Annotated in this window: 15 protein-coding genes; 14 read left to right on the top strand and 1 reads right to left on the bottom strand. The window is 68.8% G+C overall.

Features of this window, described 5'->3' with window-relative positions:
- The 4 genes from GA0115259_RS08530 to GA0115259_RS08515 all read left to right on the top strand — a co-directional run.
- Window positions 1-673: restriction endonuclease (locus GA0115259_RS08530; RefSeq protein WP_237539853.1), on the top strand; the 673-nt coding region annotated here is incomplete at its 5' end.
- A 56-nt stretch (window positions 674-729) separates the two neighbouring features.
- Complete coding sequence (locus GA0115259_RS08525) at window positions 730-996, top strand: hypothetical protein (RefSeq protein WP_093593193.1); 267 nt, start codon at window positions 730-732, stop codon at window positions 994-996.
- 237 nt (window positions 997-1,233) lie between these two features.
- Window positions 1,234-1,425: a toxin-antitoxin system HicB family antitoxin gene (locus GA0115259_RS08520; RefSeq protein WP_093593190.1), complete on the top strand. Its 192-nt coding sequence runs from the start codon at window positions 1,234-1,236 to the stop codon at window positions 1,423-1,425.
- A complete protein-coding gene (locus tag GA0115259_RS08515; RefSeq protein ID WP_093593187.1) occupies window positions 1,422-1,721 on the top strand; it encodes a hypothetical protein in 300 nt (99 codons plus the stop codon). The genes GA0115259_RS08520 and GA0115259_RS08515 overlap by 4 nt, the downstream gene beginning before the upstream one ends.
- 474 nt (window positions 1,722-2,195) lie before the next feature.
- Here GA0115259_RS08515 and GA0115259_RS08505 read toward each other — a convergent pair whose 3' ends face one another.
- Window positions 2,196-3,137: an SMI1/KNR4 family protein gene (locus GA0115259_RS08505; RefSeq protein ID WP_256097948.1), complete on the bottom strand. Its 942-nt coding sequence runs from the start codon at window positions 3,135-3,137 to the stop codon at window positions 2,196-2,198.
- A gap of 324 nt (window positions 3,138-3,461) precedes the next feature.
- Here GA0115259_RS08505 and GA0115259_RS08500 point away from each other — a divergent pair, with 324 nt between their 5' ends.
- The 10 genes from GA0115259_RS08500 (at window position 3,462) to GA0115259_RS08455 (ending at window position 15,185) form a co-directional block, all read left to right on the top strand.
- Window positions 3,462-4,058 (top strand): TetR/AcrR family transcriptional regulator, encoded by a 597-nt coding sequence (locus tag GA0115259_RS08500; protein WP_093593178.1) that lies wholly within the window; start codon window positions 3,462-3,464, stop codon window positions 4,056-4,058.
- 225 nt (window positions 4,059-4,283) lie between these two features.
- Window positions 4,284-5,501, top strand: coding sequence for an MFS transporter (locus GA0115259_RS08495; RefSeq protein ID WP_093593175.1), 1,218 nt, complete (start codon window positions 4,284-4,286; stop codon window positions 5,499-5,501).
- Window positions 5,502-5,507: 6 nt separating this feature from the next.
- On the top strand, window positions 5,508-6,254 hold the full coding sequence (locus GA0115259_RS08490) for an SDR family NAD(P)-dependent oxidoreductase (protein WP_093593172.1): 747 nt from the start codon (window positions 5,508-5,510) through the stop codon (window positions 6,252-6,254).
- A 365-nt stretch (window positions 6,255-6,619) separates the two neighbouring features.
- Window positions 6,620-8,305, top strand: coding sequence for an FAD-binding oxidoreductase (locus GA0115259_RS08485; RefSeq protein WP_093593169.1), 1,686 nt, complete (start codon window positions 6,620-6,622; stop codon window positions 8,303-8,305).
- 101 nt (window positions 8,306-8,406) lie between these two features.
- Entirely contained in the window at window positions 8,407-9,729 is a 1,323-nt protein-coding gene (locus GA0115259_RS08480; protein WP_093593166.1) for a GNAT family N-acetyltransferase, read from the top strand.
- 110 nt (window positions 9,730-9,839) lie between these two features.
- Window positions 9,840-10,745: a zinc-binding dehydrogenase gene (locus tag GA0115259_RS08475; protein WP_093593202.1), complete on the top strand. Its 906-nt coding sequence runs from the start codon at window positions 9,840-9,842 to the stop codon at window positions 10,743-10,745.
- Between the two features lie 447 nt (window positions 10,746-11,192).
- Window positions 11,193-11,765 carry a flavin reductase family protein gene (locus tag GA0115259_RS08470; RefSeq protein ID WP_093593163.1) on the top strand — a complete coding sequence of 191 codons (573 nt, stop codon included), beginning with the start codon at window positions 11,193-11,195 and terminating at the stop codon, window positions 11,763-11,765.
- A gap of 54 nt (window positions 11,766-11,819) precedes the next feature.
- On the top strand, window positions 11,820-13,259 hold the full coding sequence (locus GA0115259_RS08465; protein WP_202449796.1) for an FAD-binding oxidoreductase: 1,440 nt from the start codon (window positions 11,820-11,822) through the stop codon (window positions 13,257-13,259).
- A gap of 70 nt (window positions 13,260-13,329) precedes the next feature.
- Entirely contained in the window at window positions 13,330-14,547 is a 1,218-nt protein-coding gene (locus GA0115259_RS08460; RefSeq protein WP_093593160.1) for an acyl-CoA dehydrogenase family protein, read from the top strand.
- Window positions 14,548-14,633: 86 nt separating this feature from the next.
- Window positions 14,634-15,185, top strand: coding sequence for a cupin domain-containing protein (locus GA0115259_RS08455; RefSeq protein ID WP_202449795.1), 552 nt, complete (start codon window positions 14,634-14,636; stop codon window positions 15,183-15,185).
- The last annotated feature ends 253 nt before the right edge of the window (window positions 15,186-15,438 follow it).

Genomic DNA, 15,438 nt, shown 5'->3' with positions numbered 1-15,438 from the left:
CCGGCGCCCCCGCCGGCGCCGCAGGCGGCAGCGCACGGATGACCGGCTGACCGCTCTCCTCGTGGCCGTAGCACTGGCCGCTGTCCTGGCGGTGGCCGTCGTCAACTGGCTGCTGGTCCACTGGTGGATCCCGGTCGCCGTCGGCGCGCTCGCGGTGCTCGCAGGCGGCGGCCGGCTCTGCCGGAAACGGCAGAGCGCGCGGTGGGAGGCGGTGCGCGCACAGGGGCTGCGTTACGGGCTGTCTCAGCTGGACGCCCTGCACCATTCCCGCTTCGAGGACGCGGTTCGAGAGTTGATGAACCGCGACGGCTGCCGGAACGCGGTCCGTGTCGGGGGCGGCGGTGACCTTGGGGCCGACGTGAAGGCCACCGATCCCTACGGGCGGCGCTGGGTGATCCAGTGCAAACATCGCCGCAACGGCCTGGCCGGCGCCGCGGTGGGCACGCCGGATCTCCAGGTCCTCAACGGCACCGCCCGCCAGGTCCACGGCGCCGACATCGCGGTGATCGTAACGAACGGCCGGGTGACCGCACCGGCCGCGGCTTTCGCCAAGCAGCAACGGCTGCACGTGGTCGACCGCCATATCCTCGGAGCGTGGGCGTCCGGCTCACGCCCCTTGTGGGAGCTGCTCCGGGCCGTCCCGCCGCCTCGCGGACCGGCCGCCCCGTCCTAGAAGTGAGCGTGCTTGGCCGACGTCGTTGTGGTGGCGCTCGCCGCAGCGGAGACGGCGTGGCACCTTGTCAGCCCCGCCGGCGACATCGTCAGCGGCGGACCCTGCGGCGGCGGCACCTGCCCTTCCAGTCGAGGGCCGAACTGGATGCCGTCCGTGACTCCGACCACTACACGTCACACATCGGCGCCGTCGCCGAGTACGGCATCCCCGGCACGGCGCGGCACGCCCATCCGGCCGACGACCACGACGGCCGGGCCCCCGTCGGCCCAGGCTTCACCGCCGCCCATGGCGGCCACTACCGCTGGTACGAACCGGAACGCTGACACCCGGCTCTGCCGACCACCCGCGAAGCGAAGACACCGTCCCCGGCATTGCAACTGCCTGCGGACGGAGCCGTCACCCGAGAAGGGCGGACCTTGCACTGTCCGGGAGCGTGGCGGGAGGTGCTTCCGTTCCGGGCGGCCACCGGAACCGTCGGCCTGCCGTTCGGAACCCTCGAAGGGCGAAGGTCCATGCTGCGGACTGTAGTGCCACTGCTTTGTGGTTGCTATTTTGGTGTCATGACGCAGATGACTCTTCGGATTCCCGACGCGGCTGACGCGTCGATCAGGGCCGGCGCCGAAGCAGCCGGCCTTTCTCTCAATGCCTACATCGTCCGCGCGGCATCACGACAGGCCACCCTCGACTCCGCACGGCGGCTCGCCGCGCTGGGCCTCGGCGACGACCTCGACTGCGCGGGCGACACTCTGTGAACCGTGGGGAAATCTGGACCCTCGGCGACGGGCGCAACGTCCTGGTCGTGTCCCTTGACGGCATGGAAGAGGCGTACGGCGCGGTCCTGGCCATCGTGCTGCACCGCCCCGGGGTCTATCCGGACACGGCAATGTCCGTCGTGATCACCGACCCTCTGCCGTGCACAGCCGTGGCCGTCAACCTTCAGCAGATGAGGACGGCCCGTTTCGATGGCGCTAAACTCCAGGGCGCTGTGGCCACGGACGTCATGGACCGCGTCAGCCAGGCGCTCCGCGCGGTTCTCGACCTGTACTGACGGGCCAGAGCTGCGGCGACAAGGACGCGCGCCATGGTTTCAGCCCCTGGTTGTTGATGCCGGCGGCCAGGCGCGCAGTGGTGGAGATTCGGGCGGGCGTCACCCGATGAACGTCACGTTCGGGGCCTTGACGGTGCCGTCGACCACAGGCACGTCCGGACGCAGGTGCGCCATCTCCAGCGGCAGCGCGGGCAGCCCGCGGCCGACGGGCCGTGCGGGCTCCCTTGTTGCCCCGCACCCGAACCCACGCCACCAGCATGTCGCCATCGTGCCGTCCGGACATACCGCCCGAGCCACCCGCTCCGTCTCCGCCGGAATCTCACCCAACCCGAACTCCCGCAGTGACACTGACACCCTCCCCAAACGCACCGTCGGTCTTCACCACCCACAACCAGGTGGTGAAGACCGATGTCACACACAGGGACCGCCCTGTTTACCAACAGTGCCCATGGGGCTGGCCCCCTTCTTGGGTGGTCAGCCGGTCAGGGGCTGCCACCGTTCTTCCTGCGCGGGGTCGAGCCTGCTGCCCCACACCAGTGCCCCACTCACCAGGCCGGGCTTGTCCCGCGTGGCCAGGGCCGGGGCTTCGAGCATGTCGGCAGCCTCTTCCAGGTAGGTGACCAGGGTGTCGAGCTCCTCGCCGGGGCCTTCGCAGTAGCGGGACCAGCGGCCCAGGTAGCCGGTCGCGGCGTCCACGTACAGGCCCGAAGTGCGGTCAGCCGCGCCGTAGGAGACAACCGGAATCCAGGCTGCCTTCCACACGGTGATCCGGTCGTATTCGGGGCGGCGGGCGTTGAGGGTGTCCTCATGGGCCTGGGAGTCCATCTGCTGCCGGTGGAAGGCGGCTACGGTGTCCAGGGTCATCAGGGCCCAGTTGCCGGGCATGCATCCCGCGCCGTTGACCCCGTCGTCGCCTGCGGTCAGGAACCACAGGGCGCGCAGACCGGCGGGTATCTGGATACCGAGGTCGTGTTCCAGGGCGGTGATGGCGGCGGGGCTCACGCCGGCGCGGAGAGCAGCGCGGGAATCGGGGGCGTTGCGCTGGAGCCAGCGGATGATGCGCTGCCAGGCATCGGCGATCTCCCGTTCGGTGACCGCGTCGGCGGCAGGGTCGGCAAGCTGGTCCTGGTCCTGGTCCTGGTTTTGGGCGTCCGCGACAGGCTCGGCGGAGGTAACCGGGTACACGTACCGGACCTCGATCCGGTCCGGCTCGCGGATGTAGCCGATGGCCAGGGCGGGGCAGTCCTCGAACACGTCGCCGTCGACCATCACGGTGAGAACGCCGGGCAACCCCGAAGGCCGGCCCATGTCCGGATCGTCGGCCAGCTGGCCAGCCAGAACCTTCAAGGCGTAAGGGACACCGGCCCCTAACTGGGAGGCGGTATCGCGTACGTGCGAGGGGATCTCGACGTTCACAGCCTGGTGCTCCTTGCCGGTCGGATGCAGGACGGTGCCCGTCATGCAGTAGGACGCCCGCGCTCACCAGGGGTTGGCGCAGCGGGCCGCGCGCTCCGGCAAGAGGACCCGATGAGGCAGCCGCGCGGCGCCGGGCAAACGCCTGCGGTGCAGCGGAGTTGTAGAGGCTACAGGTGGAGGCCGGGGCGCATGCGAGACGTACGAGGAGCCCTTCACGCGCTGATGCCGGTCCGTCGCGCCAACGGTGTGCTTGCGGGGGAGGCATGCGGGGTTGGTTGCGTGCTCGTATTGCATTGGTCGGTCCAAAACGGCTACGGTACTCGCATGGCTCGGCCCAGGACATTCGATGAGGCGGGAGCCCTGGACGCGGCGATGCGTGCTTTCTGGGCGAACGGTTATGAGGCCACTTCGACTCAGGATCTGTGCGAGGCGACCGGCCTGGGCCGCAGCAGTATCTACAACACCTTCAAGAGCAAGCCCGACCTGTTCAAACGGGCGCTGGCCCGCTACATCGACATGACCACCACTGCCCAGCTGGCGATCCTTGAGGATCCGGGCCTGCCCGCCGTGGAGCGGATCCGCGTTCTGCTGGTCAAGATCATCGAGGCAGAGGTGGAGAACCGGCTGAACGGCCGGAGCATCGGCTGCCTCGGCGTCAACACCACTGTCGAACTCTCGGGGCGCGACGGCGACATCGCCCGGCTGCTGGAGCGTGACACGGACCGCCGGATGACCGTCCTGCGGGCCACCCTGGAGGCCGGCCGGCGCGCGGGCGACATTTCGTCGAACCGGACTCCGGAGGCGCTCTCCCGGTATTTGAACGCGGTGATCGGCGGGATGCGGGTGTCTGCTCAAGGGGGCGCCGACCGGACCACCCTGGAGGCCATCGCGGAGACGGCGATGGACGCATTGACCTGCTGACCCGTCGATATCACTCATCCTCGCCCGGCCTGCGCGGCAGGCTCAGCAGGCCTACGGCTGCCCGAATTTTGTACTGAATGATTCAAAATCGAGTCCGAAGGAGCACAGTATGCCCTTGAACACACCGCACACCATTGCTCAGGCACCCAGCGCAGGACGCTTGCGCCGGCCACCCGCATTACCGGCCCGCCACCTGCGTCAGCCATGGAAGAGGGAGCAGTGAGCATGCCTCGTGCCGTATATCTCCTGGCTGTCGGCATCTTCGCCATGGTGACGAGCGAGTTCGTGGTCGCCGGACTGATGCCGCAGATGGCCGACGGGCTGGATGCCACCATCCCCCAGATCGGATATCTCATCACCGCCTTCGCGGTGGCCATGGCCGCCGGTGGGCCGTTACTCACGGTGGCTGTGCTGAGGATCCCTCAGAAGCAGGCCCTGATGGTGCTGTTCGCCATTTTCCTCGTCGGCAACATGCTGGCCGCCGTCGCTTCCTCCTACGGCATCATGATGGCGGCGCGCATCATTACGGGCATCGCGTCGCAGGCGTTCTTCGGTGTCGCCATCTCGATGTGTGTCCGGCTGACCCGCCCGGAAGTACGTGGCCGGGCCGTCGCGGTGGTCATGAACGGGCTCATGCTCGGCACTCTGCTGGGCCTGCCACTGTCCACCCTGATCGGGGAGCGTCTGGGCTGGCGCGCGGCTTTCTGGGCGATCGCCGTCCTGACGGTGATCGCGGCAGTGTGCACCGCCATCGGTGTGCCCCGGCTGGAGCGGGCCGACGGCGGCGGCGGGTTCCGGCAGGAAGTGACAGTGTTCAGGAATGCCAGGCTCTGGCTCGTGCTTTCCACCAGCACCCTGATCATCGGGGCGACCTTCTCCGCGTTCAGCTACTTCAACCCGATCCTGACCGAGGTCACCGGCTTCAGCACCGGCACCGTCCCGCTGCTCCTCATCGCCTACGGTGCCGCCACCGTGGTCGGCAACAACATCGTCGGCCGGCTGGCGGACCGCCACACCCTCCAGGTGCTCCTCTACGGTCTGCTGCTCAACGTCGTCTTCCTCACCGGCTTCGCGCTGCTGGCCGATGTGCCCGCCCCGGCGCTGGTCTGCATGATGGGAATCGGCCTGGTCGGCGTCACCATGAACCCGGCGATGGTCACCCGTGTCCAGCGCGCCGGCAACGCCGGGCCGCTGGTGAACACCGTCCACTCCTCCTTCATCACTCTGGGCATCATCATCGGCTCCTCGGTCGGCGGGCTGGCCATCGACAACTACGGCCTGCGCGCACCGCTTTGGCTGGGAGCCGCCATGGCCGTACTCGGCCTCGCGAGTCTCCTGCCCGACCTGATCCGCCGTTCCGCGTCGGCCGGCGCGCCGGAGACACACGCGCAGACGGCCGCGGCCGCTCAGCCGGAAACCGACAAGCAGAGGGAAGAGGTCTGACCGCTCATGCCAACCTTCGAAGGCAAGACCGCCCTGGTCACCGGAGGCAGCCGGGGGATCGGTGCCGCCATCACCCGCCGGCTGGCGGCAGGAGGCGCCCGTGTCGCCATCACGTACGCCCGTAACAAGGACCTGGCCGAGGCACTGGCCGAACAGATCCGGCGGGAAGACGGCCGGGCCATCGCGATCGCTGCCGACGCCACCGACGCGACGGCGATCACGAACGCTGTGGACGCCACGGTCGCCGAGTTCGGCGGCGTCGACATCCTGGTCAACAACGCCGGGTACGCGGACATGTCCATGCCGGCGCTCGAAGACGTACCGCTGGAGGTCCTGGACCACACCATCGCGGTCAATGTACGCGGAGCGTTCCTGACCGCGCAGGCGGTGTCCCGGCACATGGGCTCCGGCGGCAGAATCATCAACATAGGAAGCTGCCTGGCGAGCCATGTCCCCTCTCCCGGCCTGACCTCGTACGCGATGAGCAAGGCGGCCATCACCGGCCTGACCCTGGGCATGGCGCGCGACCTCGGTCCGCGCGGCATCACTGTCAACCAGGTCGCTCCCGGGTCGATTGACACCGATATGAACCCGGCGGATGGGCCCGGCGCCGACTACCAGCGCTCGCAGAACGTCTTCAACCGTTACGGCACGGCCGACGAAATCGCGCACGCGGTCGCCTATCTTGCCTCCCCCGAGGCCGCCTTCGTCACCGGCGCCACGCTGGCGATCGACGGCGGATCCAACACCTGATTCGTACCACCTTTCAGCCCCGGCGGAGCGGCGCGAAGTCGCCGCTCCGCCGTTTCGGCATGCCCGGAAAGGAATCCCCGATAAAAGCGTCATGGGAACTACCCGCCCGGGTGGACCGGTTCACCTTGGCGAGTAGGAGCGGGTAGCCGGGCCCGACCACCCGCGCTGCTAGTGGTTAACGGGGCGCACGGTGAAATAACGTCGTTCCGCCGAACGGAAACAGCACGGCATCCGATCCATCCGTGCCTCCCGGAAAAACATGGCCCGCCATCGCGCCGCGCCGGGCCGTTCCCGGGGGCATTCCTCTCCTGACGAGCGCAGAACCGGTATGGCGCCTCATCACATCCTCAAAGGGGTAAAAGCCCATGGCCTCGAAACATATCGACCGGCGCACGATGCTGACACGCGGTGCCGCCGTCGCAGGCAGTGCCGCCGTCGGCACCGCGCTGGCAGCCGATCCGGCGACCGCTGCGACGACTCCCGGCATCGGGACCCGGACAGCGGCCGGGACCGGGGCCACCATCGGTCCGGACGACCCCCGGTACGACCTGCTCACCAACGGCATCAACCAGAGGTTCATCGCTCAGCCGGACCACATCAAGATGATCCGCTCCACGAAGGACGCCGAGGACTCGGTACGAGCGGCGTATCGCGCGGGCAAGCGCATATCGGTGCGCAGCGGCGGCCACTGCCTGGCGGATTTCACCTGCAACCCCGAGGTCGAGATCATCCTGGACTTCTCCGAGATGACGGGCGTCGACTACGACCCGCGGTTCCGCGCGTTCGTCGTGGAATCCGGTGCCCGGCTGTACAACGTCTTCGAGGAACTGTACAAGGGCTGGGCGGTGACCCTGCCCGGCGGAGTCTGCCACAGCGTGGGCGTCGGCGGCCATGTTTCCGGTGGCGGCTACGGCCTGCTCTCCCGGGCGTACGGGCTGGTGGTCGACCATCTGTACGCGGTCGAAGTGGTCGTCGTGGACACACGGGGAAAGGTCCGCACGGTGATCGCCACGCGCGAGAAGGACGACCCCAACCGGGATCTGTGGTGGGCCCACACCGGCGGTGGAGGAGGCAACTTCGGTCTGGCGACGCGTTACTGGTTCCGTTCCCCCGAGGCGACCGGCACCGTTCCGGGTGACCAGTTGGTCTCCCCGCCGACGACCATGCTCACCAGCGCCATAGACATCCGGTGGGAGGACTTGACCGAGGCCGGATTCACCCGCCTGATGAAGAACTTCGGCGCATGGCACGAGGCCAACAGCGCCCCGGACTCCGTCTACCGCCACCTCAGCAGCCTGTTCAACGTCAACACCCGGGCCCACGGCCGGCTGAGCCTGTACACCCAGATCGACGGCGACATCCCCGGCGCCGACAAGCTGCTCGACGACTACCTCAAGGCCATCACCGCCGGCATCGGGGCCAGGCCCACGGCCATGACCAAGCCCAGTGGAGAACTGGCGGCCATGCCCAACCTCATTGAGCCGACGCGCATGCACTGGCTCAAGGCGGCCCGCATGGTGGGCGCGCCTGATCCGGTGGGCGCCAATCCGGAGGCGAGGGTGGGGCTGAAGTCGGCCTACTTCAAGAAGAACTTCACCGACCATCAGGTCGCCGAACTGTACCGGTATTTCTCGGATCCCGATTTCGGCAGCCCGGATACCACCATGGTGCTGCTTTCCTTCGGCGGCACGATCAATTCGATTGCCGAGCCCGACACCGCCAGCGCGCAACGCAGTTCGGTGTTCAAAGTGCTGTTCCAGACCATCTGGTCCGAGCCGGAGCAGGACGACTACTACATGGCCTGGATCCGGTCGTTGTACGAGGACGTATTCGCTGAGACCAAAGGTGTCCCGGAGATCGGCGATGTCACTGACGGCTGCTACATCAATTATCCCGACATGGACATGGCCGACGACCGGTTCAACCGTTCCGGGATTCCCTGGCACTTCTTGTTCTACAAGGACAACTACGCGCGGCTGAGGAAAGTGAAGAGCCGCTGGGACCCGTCGGACTTCTTCCGCCACTCGATGTCCGTCAAGCCCGCCCGGTGACGCCCCGACCACACGCCGTGCGCCCGTGCAGTGTTTGGCACGGACGGGGGCGCCACACGGTTCCCGCCTTCTCTCCACACCCGTCCTGATGAGGTGCGTCCATGTTTGCCCTGCCCACCGATCAGCCCGTCCTCTCCCGTCCTGGCCGGCCGTCGGCGCCCTCCGTGTCCACGGTGGAGGTACGGAACGTGACGGATGCCGAGATCCCGCAATGGACCCGCACCTGGGCCTCGGCATACCTGCAGCCGCTGGTGGAGGGCACCGCGGACTTCATGCGCGAGACGATCGCTCATGACCGGGTCATCGGGGCGTTCGACCTGGGGCAGTGCGTGGGCACGTACCGCAGCTCCGCCCAGGAGCTCACGGTCCCGGGCGGAGGGTTTCTGCCGGCTTCCGCCGTTTCCAAGGTGTCGGTGGCCGGCACCCATCGCCGGCGCGGACTGCTCAGCCGGATGCTGGGGATGGACCTGCGTGGTGCGCTGGAGCGTGGGGAACCGGTCGCCGTGCTCGATGCTGCGGAGTACCCGATCTACGGCCGGTTCGGATTCGGCCCCGCGACATCCATGGCGTGGTTCGAGATCGACGTGCACCGTGCCGGTCTCGACCCTCGGCGTACCACCGACACCGGGGGAGTGGAGACCGTCTCCGCCGACGAATACCGCAAGCTGGCGCCGGAGGCATACGAGCGCTTCCGCCTGGACCAAGCGGGCGCTCTTCGCCGCGACGCCATGTGGTGGCGGGAAGCGACCGGGCAGCGAGTGCGCCCGGGCACCACATGGACCGAGCCGTTCTATGCCGTGCGCAGGACTCCGGACACCGGCGAGGTCGACGGCCTGCTGTGCTTCACCGCTGAGGAGACCTGGGCATCAATGGTGCCGCGGTCACCGCTGTACATCCGGGATCTCATAGCGCTCTCGCCCGCCGCCGAGCGCGCCCTGCTGCGCTACGCGGTCACCGTCGACTGGGTCGACACGGTCCATCTTCCTTACCGGGCCCCCGACACGCTCGCACCGCTGTGGCTGGACGACCCGCGCGCGGCCCGTCTCACCACGCTCAGCGACTACATGTGGCTGAGGATCCTCGATGTACCGCGTACGTTGGCCGCGCGTACGTACGGGGTGGAGGGAACACTTGTACTGGAGGTGCGGGACGCGGACGGATACGCGGCGGGCACCTGGCTGCTGCACGGGGGACCGGAGGGAGCCTCATGTGTCCGCACGACCCAGCCGTCCGATCTGCGCCTCGATGTAGGGGACTTGGCCCGTCTGTATCTCGGCGATGAGGCGGCCACACGGCTGGCGGCGGTGGGGTGCGTCGAGGAAGTGCACGGCGGGGCACTGCGGCGGGCCGACCTGATGTTCCGTACCGGCCGACGGTCCTGGTCTCCCAGGGCGGCGGTCAGGAGCGCGGCGGGCCCGGCCTGACCAGCACGGGCCGAGCCACATGGCCGGGCCCGGCCACGGCCGATGAGGAATGTTCGCCGCTACGAGCCGGTTTCCTTCGGCAGGTGCCAGGAACAGAGGAGTGGATGCGTATGCGTGCTCTTGTCGTTGATCACCACGCGCCGGGAAGACTGGCCTTCCGGGCCGTTCCCGACCCAGTGCCCGGCCCCGACGAGGTGCTCGTCAAAGTCGCCGCGACGTCCTTGAACTACGGGGAGTTACCACAGTCCGACGAGGTGCCGACCGGTACGGTGCCGGGCTGGGACGCGGCGGGGACGGTCGAACAGGCCGCCGCTTCGGGCGCCGGGCCGAAACCCGGGAACCGGGTGGTCACCTGGGGCTGGGGCGGAGGCTGGGCGGAACTGCGGGCCGTGAACGTCGGTGAGCTCGCGGTCCTGCCTGACGGGGTGGATTTCGTCCAGGCCGCAGCCCTGCCGGTTGCCGGTCTCACCGCACTGCGCGCCTTGCGCAGAGCTGAGGTACGGCCGGGTCTGCGGGTCGCCGTCACCGGCGCGTCGGGAGGCGTCGGCCACTTCGCCGTGCAGTTGGCGCACTTGGCGGGTGCCGAGGTGTACGCGCTGGTCGGCAGTCCGGCCCGCGGCGAGGGACTGACCGCGCTCGGCGCCGACCATGTGCTCACCGACCCTGCGCAGATCGACACACCGGTGGACATCGTCCTCGACAACGTCGGCGGCCCGCTGCTCACCGACCTGCTCGGGCACCTCGCCGAGGGCGCGCTGGTCGTGTCGATCGGCGCCGCCTCCAGCCGGCCGACGAGCGTCCCCGCGTACAAGCTGGTCGAAGGCCGGATCACCCTGACCGGATTCCGGGAGGGCGGCAACTCGGCCGCCGATCTGGCCCACCTGGCCGGTCTTCTCGGGGATGGCCGACTGCGGGCCTGGGCGGACCGGGTCACCGACTGGGAGTCGGCGAGCGAGTCGGCCGCCGCCTTGCTGAGCCGCCAGGTACGCGGCAAGGCCGTCCTCACGATCGGCTGACCGGAGGACTCCCGCCCGGAGTCCCACCCGCGGCCGGCTGCCAGTACGTTCTTCCGCATGCGTGCGTGCCGTGCGCGTTCAGCGGCTCCATGCCGCCCGGACGCGCACGGCCTTTTCGTGTTTCCGGGTCCGGGAGGCGGCGGTCCGAGGCGGACGGTCCGTGTGTTGGGCGGCTCGCTCTGTGAGCTGTTACCCGACCGAGTAGGGGCGGGTGGTGCTCGCCGACCACTTGGGCTGCTAGTGGTGCCCCGATGCCGCACGGGCATAGCGTCGTGGCATCGGCCGGAGACTTCGCCAGCCCCGGCTGTTTGTACGTGACCGGCGCCCGCCCCAGAACCGCACGTGCTGCCCGTCCGTACCGGTGCCCCGCCTCGTTCCCCGGACTCGGAGGGGTTCGCGCGCCACCGCACATCTCCACGCGCCGCACGCAATCGGAATCGAGGGACCATGCTTACGAGCACCTACGAGAACGCGCGCCACTCTCCCGCGTCCGATTCCCCGCCCGTCGGTGAGGCGTTACGGTCGGCCATGCGGCTGTTTCCGACCGGTGTCGCGCTTCTGACCGCCGGTGAGGGGGCTCAGGCCACCGCCATGACCATCAACGCCCTGATGTCCGTTTCGCTCACACCGCCGCAGGTGCTTGTGAGTGTTCTGCATACGGCCCGCCTGCACCCGGTGCTGGAACACACCGGCACCTTTGCCGTTCATCTGCTGGCGGGTGACCAGGCCGCCACGGCCGAGCTGTTCTCCTCCTCCGAGAAACCCTCCGGTCCCGCACTGCGACCTTTCCTGACGGCCCACGTGCTGCCACGGGTACTCACCTCGCTGAGCTGTGTGGTGCAGGCGGTCTACCCGGGAGGCGACCACAGTTTGTTCCTCGGCCACGTCGAGAAGGTCAAAACGGAGGCCGGCGCTGCCGAGCGACAGCCGTTGATCTTCCACCGAGGCGTCCTGCGTGAGGCCGGCGGGGTCGGCCCGGCGGGGACAGCCACCGGTGGCATGACGAACCCGGCGCGCTGACAGCCGCGCGCCCGTTCTCTCCTGTATGTGCTCCTTCCGCCAACAGTGAGGTGTGTGTTGTCCGTCCTGCCCGCCGGGATCCCGGCCGAAGTCATCCATGCCGCCGGTGACGGCCCCCGTCCGCTGCCCGCCGCCGCTAATGTCGGCATGTTCCGTCCACGGGACGTCTACGGAGTTCTGCGGCCCAGGACCGTGGAAGAAGTACGTGAGGTGGTACTGGCCTTCTCCCACTCGCCGCACGGCCCCCGGCTGCACGCCGTCAGTACCGGGTACAACTGGGGCCTGGGGTCACGGGAACCGGCCGTCGGCGACGTGGTGACCATGGACCTGAGCGGCTTGGACCAGGTGCGCAGAACGGACACCGACGGAGGCTGGGCGGTGATCGAGCCGGGTGTCACCCAGATCCGGCTGGCCGCCATGCTGGCCGGCACCGGCCGCATGCTGAACCTCACCGCATCCTCCGGGCACACCAGTGTGCTCGGCAACATCGTGGACCGTGGCGTAGGGCTGCGCCGGCAGCGCACCATGGATCTGGCCGGGCTGGAGGTGGTGCTGCCCGACGGCGAGTTGATACGTACCGGCTGGTGGCCCAACGAGGACGGCACGACCGCCGTCAACCCGCAGGGGCTGGGACCATCTCCTCTGGCCCTGTTCACCCAGTCCGACCTCGGCGTGGTCACAGCCGCGGTCGTCCGTCTGCTGCCACGGCCGGAGGCCCACCGGGTGCTGCGTGCCGGCTTCGGCCGGAAGGATCTGGCCGCGGCACTCGACGAGTTGCGCCGCTGGACCGCGCAAGGCCTGGTCTCCGGTGTGCTCAAGGTGTACGACACGGTGTCCACCGCGTCCTACGGTGGCGTGGGCGGCGAGTATCTGGCGCACATATGTGTGGATGGCACACGCCGCTCGGTCGACGCCGTGACCCGTGCCATCGAAGAGGAAGCGGCCGACAGCGGCCTCTTCGGGCCGGTCCTCCGTTCGGACGAACAACCCGCCGCTGCGGACGACCTCGTCGCCCGCGCGCTGGAGCGCGCGTACGTCGGCGACCCCGCGCACAACGAGGAGATGCTGCGCTCAGCCGTCGGCCGGCACGCGGCACAGGTCGACACCAAGGGCGGCGGCTGGCTGTTCTTCCTTCCGCTGCTTCCCTTCACCGGACGGGCCGTTGCCCAGGCCCAGGACCTGCTCGACAAGGTGCACGCCGAGACGGGGGTGCGCGCCGGGTCCACGGTCAACGCGCTGGATCCGGACGTCATCGATCTGGTCGTCTCCTTCCGCTTCCCTCGTACCGAGCAGGATGCCGAACGTGCCCACCGCGCGCTGGATCTGACGTACGAGATGTTCTCCGCGGCGGGCTTCGTCCCGTACCGCCTCGACTCCGATCACCATTCCTGGGTGGACCGTCTCTCCCCCGACCCGGCGGCGCGAGCGTTCGTGCGCCGTCTGAAGCAGGCCGTCGATCCCCACGGGGTCATCGCGTCGGGCCGTTACGCGTGATCCAGCTCCTGCCCCTGCCCCAACCGTCCGCCTGTCGTACATCCCTTGTCCCCGTCTGAGGAGAGATCCCATGACCAACGCCCTGATCAGGACCCCGGGCACGACATCGGCAAAGCCACTTGAACGATCCCCCGAAACGGCGGAGGAGATTCTGTCCCGTGCCGGGGAAGCGCTGCCGGTACTGCGCGAACGCGCTGCCGCGGTCGAGGAGAACCGTCATCTGCCCTCCGACGTGGTGGAACTGCTGCGTGGGATCGGGGCGTTCCGCGCGGCCATGCCGAAGGAGTGGGGCGGTCCGGAGCTCACGTCCATGCAGCAGGCTGAGCTGGTGGAGATTCTGGCCACCGGCGATCCCTCCACGGCCTGGTGCGCCATGATCGGTATGGACTCCGGCATCTACTCCGGCTATCTGGCGGACGAAGCGGCTCGGGAGTTCTTCCCCCGGCTCGACATGGTCAGTGCCGGCTGGATCTATCCCCAGGGCCGTGCCGAACGCGTACCGGGCGGCTACAAGGTGAGCGGACACTGGCGGTTCGGCAGCGGCTGCACCCATACCGACGTGCTGGTGGGCGGCTGCCAGGTGTACAAGGACGGCGAGCCGGAGCCCGATCCCGTGACCGGCGGCCCGTTGCAGTGGCGGGTGATGGTGGCGCGCCCCGACCAGTTCAGGATTCTGGATACCTGGTTCACCACAGGACTGGCAGGCAGCGGCAGTCGCGACTACACCGCGGAGGACCTGTTCGTACCTGAGGAACACTCCTTCTCCTTCCAGGAGCCCGTGCGCGCCGGGCTCCTGCACGCCTCACCTGACGCCATTCTGCGCAAGATGTCCGGGGTGCCGCTCGGCATGGCCCGTGCCGCACTGGACCACGTACGGGACATGGCAGCGCATCGGGCTGACCGCGAGACCGGTACGCCGTGGACCACGGACGTCCGGGTGCAGTCGGCGATCGCACGCGCAGAGGCGGAGTTGGCTGCCGCCCGCGCCGGCGTCTACTCCAGTTTGGAGACCCAGTGGAGGGCGCTCGAGCGCGGCGACGAGCTGTCGGCGGACCAGCGGGTGGCCACCGCGCTCGCCCGGCATCACGCCTTCCGTACCGCTCGCAGCATCGTGCACAGCCTTTTCGATCTGGTCGGCGGCGCCTCCGTGTACCGGAACAAGTCGCCCATGGACCGGTGGCTGCGGGATGCCAACACCATGTGCCAGCACGCCGTGGCGCAGGACTCCATCCTCCAGCTCACCGGCCAGGTGCTGCTGGGGGGCAAGTCCCTGAGCCCCTTCTTCTGAGCTGCTGTTCTTCCGGCCGCCCGTGTCGGCCTTGCCCCTCCGAACCACGCTGGAAACTCACCGTAGAAACCGGCAAGGAGCAACGAGTGACCCTGCATACCGACCCTCAGACCGACTCCGGGACCGGCAACGGCCGGGCCGTCGGCACCACCACCGGCCCTCGCCGGCGCGAGGTGATCCATGTTCCGGCCGGCGAGGGCCCATCCGTCTGGCTGAGCGGTGATGTCTACACCGTCAAACTGAGCCACGAGGAGTCCGACGGGGTGCTGACCCTGATGGAGGCGTCCGTGCCGCCCGGCGGCGGACCGCCGCTGCACATTCACGCGGACGCGGACGAGGCGTTCTACCTGCTGTCGGGCGAGCTGGAGATTTCCGCGCACGGCCGCGCCTATGCCGTACGCCCAGGAGACTTCGTGTTCATTCCCAGAGGCACGGCCCATCGCTTCCGTAACAACGGCGTCCACACCGCACGTCAGCTGCTGCTGTTCTCCCCGTCCGGAGTGGACCGCTTCTTCCTCGAAGCCGGCCAGGAAGCGGAGCCCGGCACCCCGCCGCCTCCGCCCGAGGCAGAGGACTTGGCGCAGGTCGCCTCGATCGGGGAGCGGTACCACCTGTTCCAGGCGTCCGAGGAACAGTGAACGGCGTCCATGGCACCGCGCCCCATCCGCGGGTGCGCGGAAGACACGCCGGGGGCGGGGCTGGCGCTGAAGGCCCGGACTCCGGGCCCGATCGCGCGGAGCCCTCTCCGGGCGTCCCCCACCATCCCACCTCCGAGACATTCCGAGGCATGACCGCAATGAATCCTGCGCGAACCGCGGCGACGTGGAACACCTGGCGAGATCTGCCGGCGGCGCAGCAGCCGGAGTATCCCGATGCCGGGGCTCTGCGGGA

Source organism: Streptomyces sp. MnatMP-M17, from assembly GCF_900091995.1.
In the GTDB taxonomy this organism is placed as follows: domain Bacteria; phylum Actinomycetota; class Actinomycetes; order Streptomycetales; family Streptomycetaceae; genus Streptomyces.
This window is presented reverse-complemented; position numbering and strand designations above follow the sequence as displayed.

Coding starts and splice junctions, on each gene's coding strand:
- GA0115259_RS08520 (WP_093593190.1), top strand. CDS start 1,234: ATGACGCAGATGACTCTTCGGATTCCCGACGCGGCTGACGCGTCGATC.
- GA0115259_RS08470 (WP_093593163.1), top strand. CDS start 11,193: ATGCTTACGAGCACCTACGAGAACGCGCGCCACTCTCCCGCGTCCGAT.
- GA0115259_RS08480 (WP_093593166.1), top strand. CDS start 8,407: ATGTTTGCCCTGCCCACCGATCAGCCCGTCCTCTCCCGTCCTGGCCGG.
- GA0115259_RS08485 (WP_093593169.1), top strand. CDS start 6,620: ATGGCCTCGAAACATATCGACCGGCGCACGATGCTGACACGCGGTGCC.
- GA0115259_RS08500 (WP_093593178.1), top strand. CDS start 3,462: ATGGCTCGGCCCAGGACATTCGATGAGGCGGGAGCCCTGGACGCGGCG.
- GA0115259_RS08495 (WP_093593175.1), top strand. CDS start 4,284: ATGCCTCGTGCCGTATATCTCCTGGCTGTCGGCATCTTCGCCATGGTG.
- GA0115259_RS08490 (WP_093593172.1), top strand. CDS start 5,508: ATGCCAACCTTCGAAGGCAAGACCGCCCTGGTCACCGGAGGCAGCCGG.
- GA0115259_RS08475 (WP_093593202.1), top strand. CDS start 9,840: ATGCGTGCTCTTGTCGTTGATCACCACGCGCCGGGAAGACTGGCCTTC.
- GA0115259_RS08460 (WP_093593160.1), top strand. CDS start 13,330: ATGACCAACGCCCTGATCAGGACCCCGGGCACGACATCGGCAAAGCCA.